The 21,656-nt window shown below is 44.6% G+C and carries 22 protein-coding genes; 15 read left to right on the forward strand and 7 right to left on the reverse strand.

The features are described from left to right. Positions 1-67: 67 nt before the first annotated feature. Positions 68-2,149: a 3-hydroxyacyl-CoA dehydrogenase NAD-binding domain-containing protein gene (locus ACO0K3_RS02640; RefSeq protein WP_422981609.1), complete on the forward strand. Its 2,082-nt coding sequence runs from the start codon at positions 68-70 to the stop codon at positions 2,147-2,149. Positions 2,150-2,325: 176 nt separating this feature from the next. After that, entirely contained in the window at positions 2,326-3,927 is a 1,602-nt protein-coding gene (locus ACO0K3_RS02645; RefSeq protein WP_422981611.1) for an ABC-F family ATPase, read from the forward strand. Positions 3,928-4,062: 135 nt separating this feature from the next. Here the strand turns inward: ACO0K3_RS02645 and ACO0K3_RS02650 are convergent, their stop codons facing one another. From ACO0K3_RS02650 to ACO0K3_RS02670, 5 genes are all read right to left on the reverse strand, one after another. Next, the gene (locus tag ACO0K3_RS02650) at positions 4,063-4,644 is read right to left on the reverse strand and encodes a hypothetical protein (protein WP_422981613.1); all 582 of its coding nucleotides are present in this window, start codon (positions 4,642-4,644) and stop codon (positions 4,063-4,065) included. Between the two features lie 137 nt (positions 4,645-4,781). Continuing rightward, positions 4,782-5,060: a hypothetical protein gene (locus ACO0K3_RS02655; protein ID WP_422981615.1), complete on the reverse strand. Its 279-nt coding sequence runs from the start codon at positions 5,058-5,060 to the stop codon at positions 4,782-4,784. Position 5,061: 1 nt separating this feature from the next. Next, entirely contained in the window at positions 5,062-6,951 is a 1,890-nt protein-coding gene (feoB, locus tag ACO0K3_RS02660) for a ferrous iron transporter B (protein ID WP_422981617.1), read from the reverse strand. Continuing rightward, positions 6,951-7,241 (reverse strand): FeoA family protein, encoded by a 291-nt coding sequence (locus tag ACO0K3_RS02665; protein ID WP_422961693.1) that lies wholly within the window; start codon positions 7,239-7,241, stop codon positions 6,951-6,953. The genes feoB and ACO0K3_RS02665 overlap by 1 nt, the downstream gene beginning before the upstream one ends. A 407-nt stretch (positions 7,242-7,648) precedes the next feature. Continuing rightward, a complete protein-coding gene (locus ACO0K3_RS02670; protein WP_422981619.1) occupies positions 7,649-8,032 on the reverse strand; it encodes a hypothetical protein in 384 nt (127 codons plus the stop codon). A 265-nt stretch (positions 8,033-8,297) separates the two neighbouring features. On the opposite strand from ACO0K3_RS02670, the gene ACO0K3_RS02675 reads away from it, so the two are divergent. The 13 genes from ACO0K3_RS02675 (at position 8,298) to ACO0K3_RS02735 (ending at position 19,733) form a co-directional block, all read left to right on the forward strand. Further along, positions 8,298-8,747 (forward strand): hypothetical protein, encoded by a 450-nt coding sequence (locus ACO0K3_RS02675; protein WP_422981621.1) that lies wholly within the window; start codon positions 8,298-8,300, stop codon positions 8,745-8,747. A gap of 4 nt (positions 8,748-8,751) precedes the next feature. Next, entirely contained in the window at positions 8,752-9,942 is a 1,191-nt protein-coding gene (locus ACO0K3_RS02680; RefSeq protein ID WP_422981623.1) for a phage/plasmid replication protein, II/X family, read from the forward strand. 9 nt (positions 9,943-9,951) lie between these two features. Then, positions 9,952-10,284, forward strand: coding sequence for a single-stranded DNA-binding protein (locus ACO0K3_RS02685; RefSeq protein WP_422981625.1), 333 nt, complete (start codon positions 9,952-9,954; stop codon positions 10,282-10,284). A gap of 368 nt (positions 10,285-10,652) precedes the next feature. Beyond that, entirely contained in the window at positions 10,653-10,856 is a 204-nt protein-coding gene (locus ACO0K3_RS02690; RefSeq protein WP_422981627.1) for a major capsid protein, read from the forward strand. Between the two features lie 258 nt (positions 10,857-11,114). Further along, on the forward strand, positions 11,115-11,300 hold the full coding sequence (locus ACO0K3_RS02695; protein ID WP_422981629.1) for a hypothetical protein: 186 nt from the start codon (positions 11,115-11,117) through the stop codon (positions 11,298-11,300). A 105-nt stretch (positions 11,301-11,405) separates the two neighbouring features. Continuing rightward, positions 11,406-11,984, forward strand: a complete 579-nt coding sequence (locus ACO0K3_RS02700; protein ID WP_422981631.1) for a hypothetical protein — start codon at positions 11,406-11,408, stop codon at positions 11,982-11,984. A 77-nt stretch (positions 11,985-12,061) separates the two neighbouring features. Beyond that, positions 12,062-12,397 carry a virulence factor TspB C-terminal domain-related protein gene (locus ACO0K3_RS02705; RefSeq protein ID WP_422981633.1) on the forward strand — a complete coding sequence of 112 codons (336 nt, stop codon included), beginning with the start codon at positions 12,062-12,064 and terminating at the stop codon, positions 12,395-12,397. 3 nt (positions 12,398-12,400) lie between these two features. Further along, on the forward strand, positions 12,401-12,697 hold the full coding sequence (locus tag ACO0K3_RS02710; RefSeq protein ID WP_422981635.1) for a DUF2523 family protein: 297 nt from the start codon (positions 12,401-12,403) through the stop codon (positions 12,695-12,697). Next, on the forward strand, positions 12,694-13,818 hold the full coding sequence (locus ACO0K3_RS02715) for a zonular occludens toxin domain-containing protein (protein ID WP_422981637.1): 1,125 nt from the start codon (positions 12,694-12,696) through the stop codon (positions 13,816-13,818). Before ACO0K3_RS02710 ends, ACO0K3_RS02715 begins: the two co-directional genes overlap by 4 nt. After that, positions 13,815-14,279 (forward strand): hypothetical protein, encoded by a 465-nt coding sequence (locus tag ACO0K3_RS02720; RefSeq protein ID WP_422981639.1) that lies wholly within the window; start codon positions 13,815-13,817, stop codon positions 14,277-14,279. Before ACO0K3_RS02715 ends, ACO0K3_RS02720 begins: the two co-directional genes overlap by 4 nt. A gap of 625 nt (positions 14,280-14,904) precedes the next feature. Next, positions 14,905-16,923, forward strand: a complete 2,019-nt coding sequence (locus ACO0K3_RS02725; RefSeq protein ID WP_422981641.1) for a hypothetical protein — start codon at positions 14,905-14,907, stop codon at positions 16,921-16,923. Between the two features lie 9 nt (positions 16,924-16,932). Then, on the forward strand, positions 16,933-17,898 hold the full coding sequence (locus ACO0K3_RS02730) for an ATP-binding protein (RefSeq protein ID WP_422981643.1): 966 nt from the start codon (positions 16,933-16,935) through the stop codon (positions 17,896-17,898). A gap of 2 nt (positions 17,899-17,900) precedes the next feature. Continuing rightward, entirely contained in the window at positions 17,901-19,733 is a 1,833-nt protein-coding gene (locus tag ACO0K3_RS02735) for a hypothetical protein (protein ID WP_422981645.1), read from the forward strand. Between the two features lie 759 nt (positions 19,734-20,492). On the opposite strand, the gene ACO0K3_RS02740 is transcribed toward ACO0K3_RS02735, so the two are convergent. Further along, the gene (locus tag ACO0K3_RS02740; protein ID WP_422981647.1) at positions 20,493-20,726 is read right to left on the reverse strand and encodes a hypothetical protein; all 234 of its coding nucleotides are present in this window, start codon (positions 20,724-20,726) and stop codon (positions 20,493-20,495) included. Between the two features lie 526 nt (positions 20,727-21,252). After that, the gene (locus ACO0K3_RS02745) at positions 21,253-21,636 is read right to left on the reverse strand and encodes a methyl-accepting chemotaxis protein (protein WP_422982103.1); all 384 of its coding nucleotides are present in this window, start codon (positions 21,634-21,636) and stop codon (positions 21,253-21,255) included. Positions 21,637-21,656: the final 20 nt, after the last annotated feature.

Below are 21,656 nucleotides of genomic sequence, written 5' to 3' on the forward strand. Positions count from 1 at the left end.
ATAGTAGTAAGGTGTCAATTAGCTGTTTGTACAATCAAAAAACGTATTTCAACCCTTAGGAAGAGACATGAGCGCGGAATATCAAGTCAACGGCAATGTTGCCGTCATTACCCTCAACAATCCCCCTGTTAACGGTTTAGGTCACTCGACACGCAGCGCGATTGTCGAAGGCATGAAGCAGGCGCTGAATGACGATGCAATTAAATCCATCATCATTACCGGCGCTGGCAAAGCGTTTTCGGGCGGCGCCGATATTAAAGAATTCAACTCACCAAAAGCATCAGCAGAACCGTCGCTGCATACCGTAATCAATATTGTTGAGGGTTCTACCAAGCCAGTTATCGCTGCGATACACAGCGTGTGCATGGGTGGCGGACTAGAGCTGGCATTGGGCTGTAACTACCGAGTAGTGACGCCAGGTGCGCAAATTGCCCTGCCTGAAGTCAAGCTCGGCATTTTGCCAGGCGCCGGCGGCACACAACGCCTGCCTCGCGTACTTGGCTTGGAAATGGCGCTGAATATGATCGTATCTGGTACTGCGATACCATCAGAAAAACTCGCCAAAACCGCTTTATTTAACGAACTGATCGAAGGTGACCTGATGCAAGGTGCATTGGCTTTTGCCGCCAAAGTCGCCGACGTCCGTCCGCTGCCACGCGTGCGCGACATCAAGATCGATTATCCGAATTACGAAGCCTTCCTGCAGTTCTCACGCAATACCGTTCGCGCAATGTCCGGCCCGTTCCCCGCGCCATTGAAATGCGTCGAAGCCGTTGCTGCCTCTGTCACCAAAAAATTCGATGATGGTATTAACGTAGAACGCGATCTGTTTCTCGAATTAGTACAAACCACAGAATCCAAAGCATTGCGTCACGCCTTCTTCGGCGAGCGTGCAGCGAGCAAACTGCCTGATGTGCCAGAAGATACGCCAACCCGTCCGATCAAATCGGCAGCGGTCATTGGCGCAGGCACGATGGGTGGTGGTATTGCCATGAATTTTGCGAATGCGGGCATCCCAGTACAGATTCTGGAGATGAAACAGGAGGCTTTGGACAAAGGTCTGGCAACTATTCGTAAAAATTACGAAAACACAATGAAAAAAGGCAAGTTATCGCCTGAGAAATTCGAACAACGCGTTGGTCTGATTACCGGCACCTTATCTTACGAAGCGATTGGCCAAGCTGACATCGTTGTCGAGGCAGTATTTGAAGATATGGGCGTAAAAGAGCAAGTATTCAAAAAGCTGGATGAAGTGATGAAGCCAGGCGCAATCCTAGCCTCTAATACCTCGACACTGGACGTCGACCAGATCGCCAGCTTTACCAAGCGCCCAGAAGACGTTGTGGGCACGCATTTCTTCAGCCCGGCCAATGTGATGAAGTTGCTGGAAATTGTACGCGGCAAAAAAACGGCCAAAGACGTGCTCGCTACGACCCTGGCCTTATCTAAAAAAATTAAGAAAACTGGCGTCGTATCCGGTGTGTGCGACGGATTCATCGGCAACCGTATGATCGAGCAATATAGCCGTCAAGCGGGCTTCCTAATCGAAGAAGGTTGTACGCCGGAGCAAGTCGATAAGGCAGTTGAGAAAATGGGCTTTGCGATGGGGCCGTTCCGCATGGGCGATCTGGCAGGCAATGATATCGGCTGGTATATCCGCAAACGTCGCTATGTTGAGAAGCCACAAATCACTTATTCAAAAACAGCTGATCTGTTGTGTGAGATGGGCCGTTTTGGTCAAAAAACCGGCGCAGGCTGGTACGACTACAAGGCGGGGGATCGCAAGGCATATCCATCGCAGGTAGTGAATGACATGATCGTCAAACACTCTGCGGATCTGGGCATTGAACGTCGTAAAATCACCGATCAGGAAATTATAGAACGCCTGATTTACGCACTGGTCAATGAAGCCGCTTATATTCTGGAAGAAGGTATCGCAACCCGTGCGTCTGACATTGATATGGTCTATCTGACTGGTTACGGTTTCCCGTTACATCGCGGTGGCCCGATGTTTTATGCCGATACCATCGGTTTACCAAATGTCGTGATGGCAATGGAACGCTATGCCAAAGGTCGTCATGGTGACGCCTGGAAACCGGCACCATTGCTGGCAAAACTTGCTGCAGAAGGCAAAAGCTTTAATGGCTAATTAGCATCAATGAGCGTTCAAGTCAGCGATTCGCTTGCCTGAACACTCAGCAACTCAACAAAGAGCGCAGCTTAAACACTGCGCTCTTTGTTTTTGACGCCGCAGAATTAGAGGAGGCAGCAGTGGCGATGTTATAATGGAAGGTTAGTTATAACTCTATTGCAAAAGGTTTTTCCGTGCTCTCTACCGCAAATATTACGATGCAGTTTGGCCCAAAGCCACTGTTCGAAAACATCTCTGTCAAATTTGGTGATGGCAATCGCTATGGTTTGATCGGCGCCAATGGCTGTGGCAAGTCCACTTTCATGAAAATTTTGGGTGGCGATCTCGATCAATCTTCGGGAACAGTCATGCTGGATCAGAATGAACGCCTAGGTAAGTTGCGTCAGGATCAGTTTGCGTTTGAAGATATGCGTGTTCTGGATGTCGTCATGATGGGACACACCGAGATGTGGGCCGCCATGTCTGAGCGCGACGCGATCTACGCCAATCCTGAGGCGACTGATGACGATTACATGAAGGCTGCGGATCTTGAGGCAAAGTTTGCCGAATATGACGGCTATACCGCAGAGCCAAGGGCAGGGGAACTACTGCTCGGCGCAGGTATTCCTATTGATCAGCATCAGGGGCTGATGAGCGCGGTCGCTCCGGGCTGGAAATTACGTGTCTTGCTGGCACAAGCCTTGTTCTCCAATCCTGACATCTTGCTGCTTGACGAACCAACCAACAATTTGGATATCAACACGATTCGCTGGCTTGAAGATACGCTGAATGACCGTAACTCGACCATGATTATCATTTCCCATGACCGTCACTTTCTGAATCAGGTCTGTACGCATATGGCCGATATGGATTATGGTACCTTAAAAGTCTATCCAGGCAACTACGATGATTACATGCTGGCGTCCTCACAGGCACGTGCACAGCAAATGGCGAATAATGCAAAGGCCAAAGAAAAGGTCGCGGAATTGCAAGATTTCGTTCGGCGCTTTTCTGCGAACAAATCCAAGGCACGTCAGGCGACTTCTCGTGCCAAGCAAATCGATAAAATCAAGATCGAAGAATTTAAGCCGTCCAGCCGCCAGAATCCTTTTGTTCGTTTTGACGGAGAAAAGAAACTGCATCGCCTGGCAGTAGAGGTTCAGGGCTTGACCAAAGCCTATGACCGCACCTTATTTAAAAATGTCGATCTGATGATTGAGGCCGGCGAGCGCATAGCAATTATCGGCGCTAATGGCATTGGTAAAACAACCTTGTTGCGCTGCATTGGCGGCGATGATATCGCAGGCTTGCATGCGGATCGCGGCCTAGTGAAATGGGCAGAAAACGCCAATGTTGGTTATATGCCGCAAGATCCTACCGAAGAATTTGCTTCAGATAAAAACTTGACCGACTGGATCGGCCAATGGACGCAAGAGGGTGACGACGATCAGGCGGTACGTTCCATTTTGGGGCGCTTGTTATTTGGTGGCGACGACGTGAAAAAATCAGTCAAAGTGCTGTCCGGTGGTGAAAAAGGGCGCATGATGTACGGCAAGCTGATGCTGGGCCGTCACAATGTATTACTCATGGATGAACCGACCAATCACATGGATATGGAATCGATCGAATCTCTGAATATCGCGCTGGAAAAATATGCAGGAACATTAGTATTCGTGTCACATGACCGTGAGTTTGTATCGTCACTGGCGACGCGGGTCTTGGAAATTAAAGAGAATGAAATTATTGATTTCCGTGGTTCGTATGAAGAATATCTGACCAGCCAAGGTATTGAATAAATGAGTGGGAAATGAGTAAATTCAACCGGTTTTTTATTCGACGGTTGATTACAGTTTGATTGAGATGCAAAAAAGCCAGGAATTTCCTGGCTTTTTTTCGCTATAAGGCGAGTCATAGTACAAGTCATCGATTACTCATTCATCGTCCGGCACTATTTTATCGACAAAGGCCGGATCACCCGTGAACAACAACTGATCGAGACGATCGCGCAGACTGCGTGCCATTTCTTTACCTTTTGCCTTCAGGATTGCCTCGATATACGTGTTTCTTAATGCACGAAAATCGTCAATTGTCGCAGCGCGCTCCACTTTGAGTTGAAGTGTAAAACCTCGCAGCCCAAGCGTACTTTTTATCGTTTCATTGAAAAATGTGTGCAAGGCTTGAATGCGTTTCGATTCATCGAGCAGGTCGGCTGGATTAATCGGGATATCTATGTCAGCTACCGAACTTATAGGGGCGACAGGGACTGCATCAATAACGTCGACTTCAACAGGAGGGTCTGCAAACAAAGGCGCAGTGATGAACTCCTGATCCAGCAACTCTTGAATATGCTGCCCGGTCAACCCCAAGGCACTGACTTTTTTCAGCAACTCTTCTTCGGTTTGCTTACCGTCAATCATCACGAGCAAACTTCTCATTCGGGACGCGAGCTGATACTTGCGTGTCGCAATCTCTTCGCGACCTTTGTCGCTTTTATCGTAGATAGTGTTGCGCATAGTGGATTTGTAATTGTGTCTCGGATACGCACCGATAGTCGCTGGCAGGAAAATTTATTGCAACCAGTGATGCTTATAATTGCCAACAGGATACATCAATTAACAGTGACTTTCCATGTTAACAAATGAGCATAATGTCACCTTCTTACAAATCTGACTGGCTTTTCAACAATCTTATTTACATTGTCAGCCAATTGATTTTTTGCCTCGCCTGTTTGTGCCGATGAGTCGCAAGAGCCGCAGGAAGAACAACCGCTTCCACAGCCCCCAGCACGCGCGCCGAGAACGGAAGCCAATTTAGGCGAGTATGGTGAAATCCAGACCATCAGACCTTGCTTGATAGTCGAGGGCATCCACTTAATAATAAGATAGATGGATGCAGCAACTAAAATCAACATCGTGACCACAGTTTGCATATCAGCTTCCGAGGAAAAAGCGTGAGACGTTATAAGTGACGAAGGAGGCAAAATACGCCAGACCAAATAAATATCCCGCCATCAGTAGCGGGTAGCGCAGAGTATTCGTCTCACGCCTCACCACACTAAGCGTCGCAATACACTGCGGGGCAAATACATACCAGGCCAATAAAGACAGGGCAGTGGGCAATGACCAGGAGTGCGCAATTAATGGTTCCAGACTACTGGCCAATTCCTCTCCGGACTGAGATAAAGCGTACACGGTACCCAGTGCCGCAACCGCAACCTCGCGTGCCGCCAAGCCAGGAACCAGCGCAATACAAATTTGCCAGTTAAAACCGATAGGTGCGAATATCAACTCCAATCCGCGGCCCAATATGCCTGCAATGCTGTAATAAATCGCTGGATGGTTCGCATTTTCTGGTGCCCCGGGAAAACTACTCAAAAACCACAGCAATATCATCAATGCCAGAATAATTGTCCCAACCCGGGTAGTAAAAATCTTGATTCGCTCCCACAAACCCAACACCAAGTTACGTGAGTTAGGAAAGCGGTAATCCGGCAATTCCAGCATTAAAGCCTGCGGCTCGCTAGTACCCCATTTTTTCTTCAGCACAAACGCTACCGCCATGGCTGACACAATGCCCGCAAGGTAGAGTAAAAATAAAACTAAGCCCTGCAAACTTAACCAGCCCCCAATCATCTTAGGAGGTATAAACGCAGCAATGATCAAGGCATAAACCGGCAACCGGGCAGAGCAGGTCATTAATGGCGCAATCATGATTGTGACCAGACGATCTCGCTGATTCTGTATTGTCCGTGTCGCCATAATGCCGGGAATAGCGCAAGCAAAACTTGACAATAAAGGGATAAAAGCACGGCCAGACAAGCCCACTTTACCCATCACCCGATCCAGTAAAAACGCGGCTCTTGGCAAATAACCCGAATCTTCCATCACCAGAATAAAGAAGAATAAAATGACAATCTGAGGTAAAAACACCAACACACTACCAGCACCGCCGATGACACCCTTAACGAGCAAGCCCTGCAGCATTCCTTCTTGCATATTGGCTTCAACAAACGCCCCCGTAGCATCCACAGCGGACTTGATCAAGTCCATAGGCATCTGAGCCCATGCAAAGACAGCCTGAAAAACCAGGAACATCAGCACCGCAAAAATGAGTGGGCCGACTACAGGATGCAAGACAAAGCTATCTATTTTATAACTGAAATGATGATCCGTACTGGCAGCATAAGAGACACAACGGTCCAGAATGGCATTCGCCTCGGCTTGAATTATTTCGGGAGATATCTGACTGAAATCATGCGCTGTATTTGCGCCAGTGGTGGATGGCTGTTTAAGATGCTGGGCGAATACCTCCAGCTTATCTAGCAAAAGGTCGATCCCTTTATGGTCCACCGCGATTGTTTCAACGACTGGAATTCCTAATGACTCCTGAAGCAAATCAATATCAATAGCAATGTGACGCTTCTTCGCGACGTCCATCATATTGACGGCCAAGATCATTGGCATGCCGATATTTTTTAATTCCAGCGCGACTCTCAGGCCACGCTTCAGATTTGTCGCATCCACCACGCAAACCACAACATCGGGAACAGGCTCATCAGAACGCTGCCCGGTGATTACATCTTGAGTGATTTTTTCGTCAGGAGTAATTGCATTCAGACTGTACGTGCCGGGCAAATCCAGCACATTCCAGAATCGGCCGGCAGGGGAGCGAAACTTTCCTTCTTTACGCTCAATCGTGACACCAGCATAGTTCGCTACTTTTTGGCGCGCACCTGTCAGTCGATTAAATAAAGCTGTTTTCCCACAATTCGGATTACCAACTAAAGCGATACGTGGCACTACTAATTCAGCATGACTCATTAAACAATTCCAGCTTTAGCAACACCGATAAAGGCGGCCTCAAATCGACGCAAAGCAAAAGTAGACTGACCAATCCGCACAGCAAGCGGCTCACCACCAAAGTAACCTTTGTGCAAGATTTTGACCGATTCACCTTTTACAAAGCCCAGTTCTTTCAAGCGGCGAATCACATCAAAGCTTGTTTTTGACTGATCAGCTTGCGATCCGACAACATCAGTAACAACAGCAAAATCCCCAACCTTGAGGCTATCGAGGGTAACAGTGTCAGTTTTTGCGGAAAAACTGCTCATAGTGAATTTCCTTGCAGGCTAAAGCTAAATGATAATGAGAATATATATCAATATGAATTAGCATTCAAGCGATAAGCAAGTTTGGGGCTGGCAATCTGAGGATTACTTGAGCAAGAGTAAATGATGGTCGAGTTTTCTTATGGAGAGGTTTAATTAAGCATCTCCGTATTTAACACTACATATATTATGAAAGAGTCCCTGACAGCCTATGCAATCAGAATAAAAAATTGTTTCAGCGCGACAAGTGAAGGGGCTGACAGACGATCCAAACTTTGATACTTCGACTTGTCCATCAATTGATGAAGGTACTCTTTCGCCCGCCCTAGCTAAGAACTTTTCGGATCGAAAAAGGGCAGTAATTCTTTATCTTGAGGGAAAGGCCGGACGGGCTTTAATTTATGGTTTTCTTATTTGACATAATATAAAGTGCTTTCAGCCGAAACGTAAGCGGGGTGCGCTTCTCCGCTCGATGGTGTCAAAAATAAATTGACAGCCAAAAGAATTCCTAGGGCAGCACTAGCACTCTGTGTTGCCCTCATCATAAAAACTTCAAACAGGCTTTTTTGACCCGTCTTTTCTGCGCGGTCAATGCAAGCCGCGCCAATTACTGGTAGTGGGTCTACACCTAAATCAAGCGCAACAGCTAAGCACATTTCATCGTCCATTACTCGGCTTCCGCTCATGTATTGGCTAATCGTTCCTGTCGATTTTTTCAGATGTAAGGCTAGCTGCCTATCGTTCATCAAGCCGTGTTTTGCTTTTACTTCTTCCAAATATTTCACGCTTTTCATAAATATCCTCTTGACGGTTGCTCTCACATGAGTGCATGCTCTCGCTTGAGTGCACTCAATTGAGAGAACAAGGCGAACTTTATCATGAAACAGGCGCAAGACAAGTTTACCCGTGACGCATTTGAGACACCTCGCGTAGGCCGTCCTCCAAAACTCAATGCAAAAACACCTGCGCAGAGAGCGCAAGAGTACCGCGCAAGACAAAAAGCCAAGAAATTTAACTTTTTGAATAACGACTAATTTCCGTGACGCGTCACATAAATTCATGAAACCTTCCAGCGTATTTACTTGGCAAGTTGTCTGTCGTGCAGGGGTTCTCTCCTATGGCACGACGAGCGATTTTCTTGCGCTGTTCATTCGCGTTAAAGCATCACGTGACTCCTGGTCAAAGGTTTTCCCTAATCGCTCCATTCGCACCGCTTTTTACTATCCATCTGGTGATCGTGTCTCCTTACATGACATCAAAGCGGCACTTCGTGCCTTAGCAGATAAAAACCTCTCAAATACTGTCGCCGCAAGGGCAAATTTAGCGTCTCAGTTGCGTTCTGAGTGCATGGGCGCGGGGCGACTTGTTCGCCCAAGCCCAAGCGCTCAAAACGCATTTTTTAGCGTCAGCGCCGAGCGCGATTTTTGTCAGGCGAGCGTGGTAGCACCGCCTGACAGTCCCGATTTAGGGAATTTGAATAAATCCATGATGACAGAAGTGATTTGTTAAAAACATGGCATACGACACCATCAAATTAAAGTCACCAGCCCTCGATCGATCTCTGATTCGTCGTGTTGAAGAGCAATGCATTTTGCGTTCCGGTGAAGACATGGCTAGTGGTGAAGTTCTGTATGAATTGTTTGCCGGTGAATTGCTTGGTTCTTGGGATGCTCGCATTTCGGTCATTCCAAAGTATGAAGACTGGATCGTCAATAAAAACGGTCGCCCTGAGCTGGTGCCTACTGAGCCTTATCTCTTGATTGAAGCGTCAGTCCACAAAATTTTTCACGGCCATAACGTTTATGGTGGCTCAACTAATTTTCTTCAGGTCTGCCGTGACTTCGTCGCGTTTGTTTCTGAGTTGCTTGATACCGATTTGCCACACGCGGATATTTGGACTGTCCATCGTGTCGACGTGGCCTTGGTCTACCGACTATCAAAGCCGGCGTGCAAAGAATTTTTCGATGGAATTCAATTACTTAGCTTCCCACGTAGAAAGAAGGGATCAGCTAAATACGATATGGCGGTGTACTTCGCTGGCAAGACAACGACAGTGAAGTTCTATCACAAGGGTACTGAATTCCAAGTCCATGAGCGTAGTCGTTTGCGCGGCTATTTCACTAATTTAATGACGCATCTGCACGGTGCGGACGATCCTCAAAATCGTCAAAGAGTGCAAAGAAAAATCGATGCTCTGCAACGGTTGGCAGATAGCCGCTTACGTGCTGAGGTCGAAATACATAGCGATAAATTGCAATACGACTTTGAAAAGAACCCGCGCGTAGATGAGGTCTCTGACGCGTATTTACAGGGTGTGTATGACAAAGAGATAGAGAAGCTACTGCGCGAAGGAAAACAAGCCATGAATACGGTCAGAGAATCAAGAGCCGTTCTGTGTCGGCTGCAAAATTTATACGGAAATTCACCTGGTACACGCCTGTACGGATTTTGGTCATCGATGGTCACGCTCGGTGATGAAGTCACACGTCAACAATTCGCAAAAACAGTCTTTTATCGTAATCGCAAATTACTTGAAGATGCGGGTGTTTCTTGGCGCAATTCTGATGTTGTTGTCATCGCCAATGACGCCATTCTTCCTCATGATTTTTCTCCGATTAGATCGGATCGACGCTTGTGTTTTTTACCTGCTCGCAATCGTCCAGAATATTCCATCAGCAGGGAACAAATGCGCTTAGCCGCCTAGGAAAAAACTATGTCAACGCCTGAACAATTAAACAAACCTGCCGATCGCAAAGAGCCGACCCCGATGCGCGTCTATGTAAAAGGTCGCATCGAGCAATCACGTCTTTTTGACGGTAGCCGCTTTACGCGAATCATTACACCAGCACCGGATGCGTATTCGCGTCCGCAAGTGATTGAAATAAAGAGTAAGCAGCGTTTGGGTGAGAAGGGCGACGAAATCGCTGTTGTATGCGCCTTGGGTGGTTATCAGCGTAAACCTTATCAAGTGACCGATAAAGAGACTGGCGAACGAGTGACGTTGGTTCCTGTTGATCACACTTTGGAAGCGGTAGAACAATCATGATCGCAGTGAGCCTAATTCTTTTTTGTTGTCTAGTCGCGTCCTTGTTTGTCTTGGCAAAAATCGCCAACAAAGCAGAAACGCCAATTGCTACTTTGCGTAGTGAAATTGAGAAAGAGGCAGCCGGTAAATTATGGCTCAGTGCGTACAACTAATACAAGAACAGGACGGGTCTTTAAAGCTCGTTCCTGATTCGCAACCGAGTTTGAGCCAGTGCAGTTATGTGGTTCAAAGCGGCGCGGAGGTCAGTAATTCGCTAACTGATTTAAGCGTCGATCAAGCTATGCAAATATCCGTTTATGTGGGCGGTTTATGGGCGATAGCTTGGACATTCCGACAAATAGCGAGAGTTTTATCTGAAAGAGAAAATCATGAAATTGACTAACAAAATCGTTTTGGGTTTGATTGCTGCTGGTTCTGTATCTGCTGCAAATGCTGCTGGTTCTATCGATACATCCGCGGTCACTGGTGCAATGTCTGATGCAAGTGCAGCCGTTGCGGTTGTAGGTGCTGCGTCTTTGGCTGTGCATGTTGGCATCAAAGTGTTTAGCTGGATTCGTCGCGCAATCGCCTAATAGCTTTAAGGGGTTGTTGTGTGGGGAGTCCGTGGGGCTCCCCTTTTTACTTTCGGGATGGAGTTATGAAAAATGGGACTGTTTTGTTTAATCGTTGTTTGCGTAGCTTTTTATATTGTCTTTGCGCCTTAACGTTTTTTGCTGATGATGCGAACGCGGTAGGCATAAAGGGTTTTAAGTGGGTAGTTGCACCTAACAATGGTGTATATGACAGTCCTATTTCCGCTTGTGCCTCGGAGGGACAGGCTGCATTTTCTGATGCAACTGCAATCTGGGGTTATTCGTGCGGAAAGGAAAAAGCTTCTGGCGGTTACCAAAAATATTTCGAAGCCTATCGAATGGGCGAGTGTTTTGACGGGTATTCAGCATATGGAAATCAATGTCGAAAAACCTGCGATTCTCCAGCGTTTAATTTTCCTGCTGACTCAGATTCTTGTGAGGTAAAGCCCACGTGTACTAATACTGAGGTGTATCAGTCTGCAACAAATTCTTGCATTCCTAAGACTTGTCCATCTCCGCAGGTTGTGAATCCTCAAACTGGTTCATGCGTTGATACAGGACAGCAGGGGACGGGTAATTCTGGTGGTTCAGGCACTGGTACGGGCTCAAGCGGCAGCGGTTCTAGTGGGACTGGTTCCGGTAGTTCTAGTGGTTCAGGTTCAAGTGGTTCCGGCAACGGTTCTGGAGATAGTGGTTCAGGCACTGGTACGGGTTCAGGTACTAGCGGGAGCGGGTCGGGCAGTAGCGGTAGTGGCACTGGTTCTGGAAGCTCTGGAAGCGGTTCTGGTAGTTCCGGAACAGGCTCTGGTACTAGCGGCTCAGGTTCCGGCGATACTAACGGCGGTAACGGTTCTGGGTCGGGTTCTGGCTCCAGTGGATCTGGTACTGGTTCGGGAAGTTCTGGTTCAGGTTCAGGAAGTTCCAGCAGTGGTTCGGGTTCTGGTAACAACGGCTCAGGTTCATCCAGTGGGTCTGGTGCTAATAATGGTTCCGCTGGTGCTAATACAGGCACAGGTACTAATGGCGGCAATGGCTCAAGCGGCAGCAATGGAAATAACGGAACAGGCACAACTACAGGAACTGGCGACAAAGCCGATGACGATTTCTGCAAGAAACATCCAGATTTGAACGTTTGCAGAAATTCAGAGGTAAGCGGCTCCTGCGGCAACATGACGTGTAATGGTGACGCCATAACTTGTCAAATTATGCGCACTCAGCAGACGAGGGATTGCGAGGATCATGATGAAAATAACGAACTATATAAATATGGTAAGTCGCTTCTTGATGGTAATGACCCAAAAAAATCAGAGTTACCCGATAAAGATCACCCGCAGGAAATTGAGGTTGGCAATATAGATGCTTCCGGCTTCGGTGGCGGTGGTGCATGTTTTACTGATAAGTCATTTGTTGTTATGGGTCATTCGATTACGCTGCCGCTGTCAAATATGTGTCAGTACCTTGAATGGCTTCGTTACGCAATTATGCTAATTGCTTCTATTGTTTCTTATCGCATCTTGTCTGGTGCAATTCTGAGGGATTAAAAAATGCCTTTTTTTATTGCGGCTTTTATGGGCGGCTTGGCCACCGTCATGGCTTCGCTTGTTGGTCGTGTTCTGCTGGCCCTAGGAATGAGCTACGTGGTTTATAAAGGAGTCAACGTTGGTACTGACACATTAGTCCAGTACATTAAAACTTCCTATGGTTCTTTTTCTGGTGAAGTTGGCGGCTTGTTGACGTGGCTGTACGTAGATAAAGCGATCAGCATGATTATTTCAGCCACAACAACGGCACTCGCTATTAAAACAACTGGTGGTGCTGTCAAGAAGCTGGTGCTTAAATGATTACGCTAATCACCGGATTGCCAGGCAACGGCAAGACACTTTACGCGCTTAGCTACATAAAGGCGCAAGCTGAAAAGGAGGGAAGGGAGGTCTATTACGCTGGCATTCCTGAGCTCACGTTGCCTTGGCATCAGATCGACGCTGAAAAGTGGTTTGAAGCTCCGTCAGGTTCCATTATCGTCATTGATGAATGCCAGACTTTATTTCGACCTCGTAGTATTTCAAAAGACGTTCCTGAGTTTGTGTCAAAGCTAGAGGTACATCGTCACAAGGGTCATGACGTGTATTTGATTACTCAGCACCCTATGTTGGTTGATACGGCTATACGCAGATTGGCTGGCAAGCATCTGCATTGTATTCGTACTTGGGGAGCGGAGCGCTCTACTATTTACGAGTTCCCAGCCGTCCGCGAAAATTGTGACAAAATTTCTGGGCGTAAGGACGCGATAAAACATTTTTGGAAGTTTGATAAAGCCGCTTTCGCTTACTATAAAAGCGCCGAAGTTCACACAGTAAAGCGAGAGATTCCAAAGAAAATTTACATACTGGTAGCCATCGTATTTATCATTGCCGCGTCATTGCTCTATGTTCGGAACTTTACTAAAAAGCATAGCGAACCTGAGAAAATAGAAGAGCAGTCCTCGCTCACAAAATCTGTAAGCGGTTCAAATTTAGGAAAATCAGCAAGCTATAAAAACGCACTTGAGGATGCAAAACAATACGTTTATCAAGAGACAGCGCGCATCGATGGACTGCCACACACCGCGCCTAAATATGACGAGATCACTAAACCTACAAAAGCTCCTGTGCCTGCTGGATGCGTTGCGTCTAAAACGAAGTGCGGCTGCTGGACTCAGCAAGCTACTCCGATTCAAATGTCAGAGAATTTTTGTCGTGAGATAGTGAAAAACGGATATTTTCAGGACTTTGAGCCAGACGGTAAGCAAGAGAAAAAAGAGCTTAAGCCAGAAACTAAAGTCGCTCAGAATGACCAAAAAATACAAGTTCCGGAAAGCAACAGAATAACGGTGATGCCTTATACTCCACCGTCTAGGGCAAATGTTCAGTCAGGTGTCGCTGGCGAAAATCAAGCTGCCGCAATTCCAAGAGCTAAGTCATGAAACAATTTAAATTATTTATACTATTATTTATATTATCGTTATCGGTTCAGGCTGGAACTGTGCATAGGTGCATTAATCAATATTCGCAAACCAGTTACACAGACCGTGATTGTGAAGAGATGGGTTTAAAGTCTGTCGATACTATTTTGTCTCAGCAAGAAAAAGCGAAGCCCACTTCATTAAAACGACCCTCCATTGCTCACCCTGCGCCTCCTTCTGGTCCCCTAGTTTGGAAAGATGTCTCATTAAAAAATGAACGCGCACCCAAAGACAGGGCTGAATTTATGGATATTTGGAGTGTGCCTGTACCTGTCGGTAAGTTCTACGGCTGGTTTGTTTTTGGCATGCCTATAGCTGGCTGCATCTTTTTGCTGGCTTATTTACTCATGCATGCATACGCACGCTTTTTTAAGCGTACAAGCGGCACCGAAGGGGCAAAATCTCCGACCTTGAATATGTAAGGGCTAGTGCGTCGTTTGCAGAAAATGTGCGGTTGTCGCGTCTCAACGCGATCAGAGGAGTTTTAGCGGGCATTCTGCAATGTTGCTTTGCTGCAATGCTTAAACTACAATAGCCGCCCACATGCAAAACGAGGTTTCTGTTGTTTTTTACGCAGTTAGAGTTATTTCCCAAAATTCGCATTTCTGATTCCGAAAAGAAGAATCTTCTTGATCAAATTCGCTCTCATTACTGGATTGTTCGTAATACTCGGAGCGATAAATTCGGTGGCGCACGCCGCCGAAAAGCTTATCGCGAAGTTGCTAAGATAAAAAAATGCCTCCAAATTGGAGGCATCGAGAAGCGCGAGATTTTAGATTATTTAGCTTGTGTACGATCGCGGAATTGTCGCAAAAAAGGCTGTGTTTATTGCGCCTCTGATCGCCGTCCAAGTCACTACACTTGTTCCCCCGTCTATTTACCTAAGCTATTGTTTTGCTTGATTTATTTGTTTTATCAACTACAACTATAGTGATTACATTTTTTACTAAATTTGTGCCGAATATGTAGTTTTTACTAAAGTTGTATCCAATATATTTGTGCTTTTATTGAACCGATCTTTTCAAGTGTTTCCACCAAATAAAGATAATGCAATCTGACATACAAATTGTAGTCGCTCGTCAAATAAAAGGACTCACAGACGATCCCAACTTCGATATTTCGTCTTGGCCATCTGTTGACGAGGGCGCTTTAGTACCTGAAATGGCGGAGTGTTTTTCAAAACGAAAAAGGGCAGTAATCCTTTATCTTGAGGGTGCTAGCGACAAACTAATTTTTGAAGAAACGGGAATTGGAAGAAAACAGACTTATAGACTCATTAGGGAGCGATGTATCCAAACCCATCCTGATGGTCGAGTTTATGGATGGAGAGGATTAATTAAGCATCTCCGTATTAATGCTCCACATAGAAAGAAAAAAATTACAGTTAATAATTGGGGTGGAGGTGCAGTCGGCGCACTAAAAAGCACAATGGAAAACTTTCCAGAATTGAGAGTTAAGTTCGAAAAAAGAGTTCTCAGTGCCGCCTCTGAAACGACTTTGTCGGAAGTGCGTCGTCCTCGAAAAGCCAACTGGAAATGGTTAATTGATAAATTTCGAGAAGAGGGATTAGAGGTCAAAGGGGAGTGGCCATTTAATACCGCGCGCTTGGGTTATGGGTCAATTAGAAAATATATCGATAGTATTTTAATGGGCAATCCTTACCTTGCGGCAAAAGCCATCGGAGGTAAGGATTTAGTAAAAAAATTAGCGGCTTCAGACGGCACAAACCGTCCAAATCTTATTGCTTTCGACCGCGTAGAAGTTGATGCCCATAAATTGGATGGGCGGTTTTGCGTAATGATCCCCCAATTGGATGGCGACTATGAACCTAAAATTGTTCACCGATTATGGGTGGTGGTTATCTTAGAAGTCGTCTCACGCGCAGTTTTAGGTTATCAGTTCTCGATGGGAAAAGAAGTCAATAAAGAGGACGTATTGAAAGCTATAAAATCCGCGCTTACCAAATGGTCGCCTAGAAAAGTAACCTTTAGCGAATGTTCTTATCACCCAGGCGCTGGTTTCCCTTCTTCGCACAATGTACGTTTCCTAGGAGCTTGTTGGAATGAATTCAGTGTCGACGGGGCCCTAGCTAATACTTGCAATTCGGTTGCGGATCAAATAGCTCGGGTTGTTAAGGCAAAAATATTAGATCCGGACAATAGTTATTCAGTACGACGTACTAAGGATGATAGACCATTCATTGAAACTTTTTTTCGTACTGTAGGCAAAAACGGATTGCAACGTTTGAACAACACGACAGGGGGAAAGCCATCTGATAAAAACGGGTATGACCCGGTGAAAATTGCCTTAACAAGTCAGTTTCAGATTGAATATGCTGAAGATCTTATAGATACATTAATTGCTAACTATAACGTAGCTCCCCACGGAATGCTTGGCTCTAGATCTCCACTTGCATATTTGGACTTTATAACAAGCAATAACAAAGTACCGATTCGCTACGCAGATCCAGGCGAAATTCAAAACCTCTTAAACACTCGAAAACTCGTTACTCTAAAAGGCGGTTTTTCAACTGGGAGGAGGCCATACGTTAATTTTTTTGGCGCTACTTATTCAGCAGATTGGCTCGACAATCAACAGCAATTAGTTGGACAAAAACTTTGGGCAAATAATTTTTTGGAAGACGACGCTCGCTTAATCAGAATTTCCAACAGGGATGGAGTAATTCTTGGGATTTTGCATGCACACCCCCCGTGGCATCAATCACCTCATAGTCTACGAGTTCGCCGCGCTATTAATTCGCTGATCAGTAAAAAATTAATTCATTTCTCTGCAAACACAGACGTTATTGCGGAGTTGTGTACCTACGTGGAATCACAATCAAATAAGAAATTTCCGATACATCCTGCTTATTTAGAATTAAGAGCAATCTTTCAACGCCAGGCTCAGTCAATTCCCAGTCAATTCGATTCCGGCCAGTTTAATATTTCCGACGAAATAAAAAACGAACATATCCCAACATCAAAGTCACTAGATACTCAAAAAAAAATATTTACGCCCAAAGTACAAGATGCTCTACCTAGCCGCCGCAAGGCAATCCAAAAATAGGGACAAGTTATGTATGAAATTCCACCAAAGAACCATCCTATACATACACAACAATACGCTATTTTCACACCAGCTATTAATAGACTGATTGAACAGATCGGCTTGTGGATAGAACAGCAAAAAACCGGTGCTTACATATATGGACCATCTCGATTTGGAAAATCGAGAGCCGTTCAATATTTTCTGAGGGAAATGTTAATTGAAAGATTTGGAGCAAATGTTCCATTAGTAATACTAATCAGAAAAATGGTTCATAGCAGTCCAGGACCCTTTTATTCGGACATACTCCTTGCCTCCAACCAACCATACTGGAACTCAAAAAAAAGCCCTATAGAAAAACAAAACATGGCACTTGAGCTATTAATTGCAATGGCAAAAAACGCAGGGATAAATTACGCAATATTGCTTATTGATGAGGCTCAAACAATGACACTTAAAGAGTGGGTGTGGTTGATATCACTACAAAATCTGTTTGACAGCAGTGGATATAGACTTTCAGTCATATCTATAGGCTCACACCAACTCGGCTATGAACACAAAATTCAAGCGTTATCAGGTAATGCCCATGTGAGCGCTAGGTTTTTTATTGATAGTGCCCGCTTTGTTGGATTAATAAATTCAGAAGAAGTGAGATATGTGCTTCTTGGTTATGACGAAGATTCTGAGTGGCCCGTTGACAGTGGGATTTCCTACACATCCGCTTTTGCGAACGCTGACTTTAGCCGAAACCGAAGGTTATCTGATTCCGCTGAGATTATTTGGAAGATATTCTTAGAATTTTTTCCAAATAAGTTTCCACTTAAATATGAGTTACCGATGTTACATTTGGCTCGTGCCGTTGAGAGTGTCTTAAAGAGAATATCAAAAGGAGCGGAGTGGAGTGAATGTACATCAGAAGAAAGCTGGCGTGACGCAATAAGAGAAACCGGGATTTCTGATTATTTGAGATTGATAAGTTCTAATTTGTCACGTTGATAATGACAATAAAAAATGAAGGTCAAAGATGTATTATTTCACTCTCTACCCCAATAGAAGAGCCTAATGAGCGGGTGAACTATGCGTGGGGAGATTGGACGGTTCATGACTACCAATCTATGTGGCTAACAATGCATCAGTTAATACTTTTAAACAGGCCAACTAAAAAAGATTTCGTCAAAGATTTTTGTAATGAGTCTATAGCATCAAACTTTATTTCATTGGACTGGTTTAGTACCAACAATAAGGGAAAGTTGATTACTTCTGTAGATAAAAAGAAAATGGGACAACTTCTTGGGGTAAAGTTCAATCAATTATTGTTTAGTCATTTAAGCTTTTTTAGCCATTGGCAAGATCCCTTTTTTTATCCTCAATTACGCCATTGCATGTTGTGTTTAGATGCTGGATATCACACCGTTTTTCATTCGCTTAAAGCTTTAGATAAATGCCCAATACATAATGAGGAATTCGTTGATAAGTGCCTGTGTGGAAAACCATTTTTAGACCGACTTGCAGGAAAATTTATTAGCTCACCTGGTGCATGTGAATGTGGAAAAATGCAGTTACTAGCGGTTTCAAATGCACGATCTCCAACAATCAAAAATGAAGAAGTTGAAGTGTTTGATCAAATATCTTATTGGCTGGCGAAATGTAAGCATAGAGTATTTATTGCTAAGCCAGTAGCACGTTTGGGTGTAAAAACTAATGCAGACATGTGGAGAAATATATGCTATTGGTCAGAAATTGCACAAATCGCTATTCCGAAGATCTTAAGTCCACTGATCCATCAACCCTTCTTGCTTAAAAAAACAGAAAGTATAGTTTACGTATCAACAATTGTTCGAATTGAAACTCACCCTTTGAACCCGTCTAAAACCGAAAAAAAAAGACTGTCTTCAATTAAAAAACTGCCTTCAAATTATGGTTTAAAGTTACTTGAAAAGAGACCTCAAAATAACAAAAGTGTTTACAAGTCAATTTCCCGATATATTTTGAAGCATATTCTAGGTAATGTAAGAAAATGGATCTTTCTATTCTCCAGTTACGCTGATGCAGATTATATAGACTCAAAGATCCGAAAAAATGATATTGCTGCTAAATCCTTTGCCTTAATGCTTTTTTGGATGCACGTTGAGGAAAGAGTAAGTCTTCGAATTGGATTTAGATGGGACAGAAAGGAGCAATCGCTGAACGGATTTGACTTACGCTTAAAGCTTGACAGAGAGGATCTTGTTAAGACTATGAAATTTACTGAGAGACACCACGTTGACTGGGTTATATCTCACGCCATATCTGAAATACTATGGTCGACATGGAAATCTTGCCTTTCAAAAGTTTATGAGATGACTACATTGAAAATTCTCATGTGGGGCGATCAAGTAATAGATGAAATTGGAATTGTTCAATGGTCCGCAGGGTATGGCTCTGATGAGCGACTTAGATTTCGTATTGAACGTCTTATTTTTCCTGATATACGCCCGCAACCTAGAGTCGAAAAATTTGAAAGATGTATTAGGTATAAATTATTGCAGGAAAAAATATCAGCACAGAAAATGGTGACTTTCAGCGTCCCTTGTTTAACAAGAGATGTTAATGGTGTGTGGGTGACTGTTCCAGGAGAAAGTCCTTCTTTGGAACTAAAAAATTGTTGGCTGAAGCGAAGAAAGCTGTTTTTGCCATCGGGAATTGAAACGGTTAATTACTTTCTTTTTCCAGATCAATATGGTTATGTTGCAAGGTGTATTGATTTACCTATTGAATCTCGTGGATTGTCCTCAAAAGAAGCGATCAATCAGCTTAGAGATTCCGTTATTTTTTATAAAAGAATAAAGTAATTCAAAGTATTCACAATTGAGTACAAATTAATATTTAATGAATATCCCTCGCAATAGACCTAGATAACATTCTTTAAATAAGCTGTGAGTTTTGGCATATGCTTTTCCGGATTTGCAAGCAGAAATTCTATAGTGCTAGTGCCATCAAAGATGGTCTCTGAATTTGGTCGCCTAAGCCATCTATCCGCCTGCGCCGAATTAGAAAAAAAGGTGTTGAGTTGTTTATAGATCTCCAACACATGACTGACACGTTTTATTGTTTGTTCATCGGTATGACCCGACTAGGTAGCATCACGAAGATCGGTTAGGATTTCGTGATTGGGAAGTCCAAGTAGCACTGTCTTTTGGATCGCTGTTAATTTTCAAAGGCTTGAAATATTAAAGAACGTGCGAAGTCTTGCAATGAACATTGGATTTAGTTCGCTATTTGCCACATTAATTTCGGACATCTCTCGTTTCCTTTATCTCTGCAAAAGTTTTCTACTTAGCGGTATTGATTTTTTTCCGATGAGGTCGACTGAGAATTTCCATCACAATAGCCATTGATTTTCCATTCACAGATGTTCGGCTTTTCAACCAAAAGTGCACCAATTTGCATCGCAAACCTGCCATATAATTGCATTGAAATAGATCGATAAGACTACTTCATCAACACTTCTAACTGCAATTGAGGTGGCGCCTGCAATTAATCTAAGGCCGTGAAAATTAAAAGTAGGAGTGTTGCCGTATCACTTGATTTCATGCAACCATCCTTTAACTTCATGGGAAGGTCAAATCCAAACCAAGCTTCCTAGCAAGAACGAAAGTAAAGAGTCCTAGGCTCAGAAGCGATATCACGAAGACTGCGGCCACCTTGGCTCCCGCGTGCAGCAACGTACGCCTCTCCTTTTCATTCGGCCCTTGATCGTAATGCCACTTGATAGCGAAGAACATGCCCGTGCCGAGAACAAGAACCTTGAAGGTAACTAAGACTATAGGTATCCAATCCATCATTTTGATAATTTCCTGGGTTTAATTGATACGACCTATCGTGAGGAGCACTATTTTCAAACGCATCTTTAGCAACTTTGTTGTTAAAAGTATGCCCTAGCGCATCCTAATAGCACCTAACCACAAAATAATCGTGGCATTCAACTGAGTGACTTACCGAATGCAGACGGAAAAGGGAAATACGTCAATGATTGCCATGCGAGTATAGTGTGGCTCCACGACCTGAGGGATACTACTACAAAGCAATTGCCTTAATCCGAGACAAATTGCCCCAGTTGGCAACTGTACAAGATAAAAATTTGCCAATCTAGTTGCCACAATTGGTAGTGCACGGTGGGTCACGTCTTTTACAGATTACGAATGCGTTGCCGGCGGCTATGGAAGTGGGCTCACTGAAATCGCATGGCCGTCTGTCCTGCAGCGCCAGTATCACATCCAAAAAGGTAATCTGTAATTAGTAACCAATGATACTGATCGTTCTAGTACCACCCAATTTAAAAGTTTTTACAGATTTGGCAATGAATTTTGCTCACTTTTCTAGCGACACGACAGCAGCAGAAATTTCTTTCACCATTGCAGCATTTTGCTGGGTGCTTGCGTCTACCTCACGCAAAGCCTCAGTCATCTGATTAATTTCATTGGATTGCTCGTTGGAACCACGCATAATTTCATCCATGATGGTGTTCACAATTTGTACCGATTCGATAATTTTTTTCATGGTACTGCCAGTCTCGTTGACGTAACGCGCGCTTGTTTCTATATCCTCGATCGAATCTCGAATCAAGTCGTCAATTTCTTTGGCTGCACTCGCGCTGCGCTGCGCAACATTACGCACCTCAGTGGCGACTATCGCAAAGCCGCGTCCTTGTTCTCTTGCCCGTACAGGTTCAACCGCTGCGTTAAGCGCAAGAATATTGGTTCACCTTCAATGGA

Origin of the sequence: Undibacterium sp. Rencai35W (assembly GCF_049340185.1) — a bacterium.
In the GTDB taxonomy this organism is placed as follows: domain Bacteria; phylum Pseudomonadota; class Gammaproteobacteria; order Burkholderiales; family Burkholderiaceae_D; genus Undibacterium.

What these genes read in the sequence shown, in the direction of transcription:
- feoB (WP_422981617.1), bottom strand. Translation starts at nt 6,951, where the DNA reads ATGAGTCATGCTGAATTAGTAGTGCCACGTATCGCTTTAGTTGGTAAT.
- ACO0K3_RS02685 (WP_422981625.1), top strand. Translation starts at nt 9,952, where the DNA reads ATGTCAACGCCTGAACAATTAAACAAACCTGCCGATCGCAAAGAGCCG.
- ACO0K3_RS02650 (WP_422981613.1), bottom strand. Translation starts at nt 4,644, where the DNA reads ATGCGCAACACTATCTACGATAAAAGCGACAAAGGTCGCGAAGAGATT.
- ACO0K3_RS02670 (WP_422981619.1), bottom strand. Translation starts at nt 8,032, where the DNA reads ATGAAAAGCGTGAAATATTTGGAAGAAGTAAAAGCAAAACACGGCTTG.
- ACO0K3_RS02720 (WP_422981639.1), top strand. Translation starts at nt 13,815, where the DNA reads ATGAAACAATTTAAATTATTTATACTATTATTTATATTATCGTTATCG.
- ACO0K3_RS02735 (WP_422981645.1), top strand. Translation starts at nt 17,901, where the DNA reads ATGACAATAAAAAATGAAGGTCAAAGATGTATTATTTCACTCTCTACC.
- ACO0K3_RS02690 (WP_422981627.1), top strand. Translation starts at nt 10,653, where the DNA reads ATGAAATTGACTAACAAAATCGTTTTGGGTTTGATTGCTGCTGGTTCT.
- ACO0K3_RS02695 (WP_422981629.1), top strand. Translation starts at nt 11,115, where the DNA reads ATGCAACTGCAATCTGGGGTTATTCGTGCGGAAAGGAAAAAGCTTCTG.
- ACO0K3_RS02715 (WP_422981637.1), top strand. Translation starts at nt 12,694, where the DNA reads ATGATTACGCTAATCACCGGATTGCCAGGCAACGGCAAGACACTTTAC.
- ACO0K3_RS02725 (WP_422981641.1), top strand. Translation starts at nt 14,905, where the DNA reads ATGCAATCTGACATACAAATTGTAGTCGCTCGTCAAATAAAAGGACTC.
- ACO0K3_RS02655 (WP_422981615.1), bottom strand. Translation starts at nt 5,060, where the DNA reads ATGCAAACTGTGGTCACGATGTTGATTTTAGTTGCTGCATCCATCTAT.
- ACO0K3_RS02640 (WP_422981609.1), top strand. Translation starts at nt 68, where the DNA reads ATGAGCGCGGAATATCAAGTCAACGGCAATGTTGCCGTCATTACCCTC.
- ACO0K3_RS02675 (WP_422981621.1), top strand. Translation starts at nt 8,298, where the DNA reads ATGAAACCTTCCAGCGTATTTACTTGGCAAGTTGTCTGTCGTGCAGGG.
- ACO0K3_RS02710 (WP_422981635.1), top strand. Translation starts at nt 12,401, where the DNA reads ATGCCTTTTTTTATTGCGGCTTTTATGGGCGGCTTGGCCACCGTCATG.
- ACO0K3_RS02730 (WP_422981643.1), top strand. Translation starts at nt 16,933, where the DNA reads ATGTATGAAATTCCACCAAAGAACCATCCTATACATACACAACAATAC.
- ACO0K3_RS02705 (WP_422981633.1), top strand. Translation starts at nt 12,062, where the DNA reads ATGCGCACTCAGCAGACGAGGGATTGCGAGGATCATGATGAAAATAAC.
- ACO0K3_RS02680 (WP_422981623.1), top strand. Translation starts at nt 8,752, where the DNA reads ATGGCATACGACACCATCAAATTAAAGTCACCAGCCCTCGATCGATCT.
- ACO0K3_RS02740 (WP_422981647.1), bottom strand. Translation starts at nt 20,726, where the DNA reads ATGATGGATTGGATACCTATAGTCTTAGTTACCTTCAAGGTTCTTGTT.
- ACO0K3_RS02665 (WP_422961693.1), bottom strand. Translation starts at nt 7,241, where the DNA reads ATGAGCAGTTTTTCCGCAAAAACTGACACTGTTACCCTCGATAGCCTC.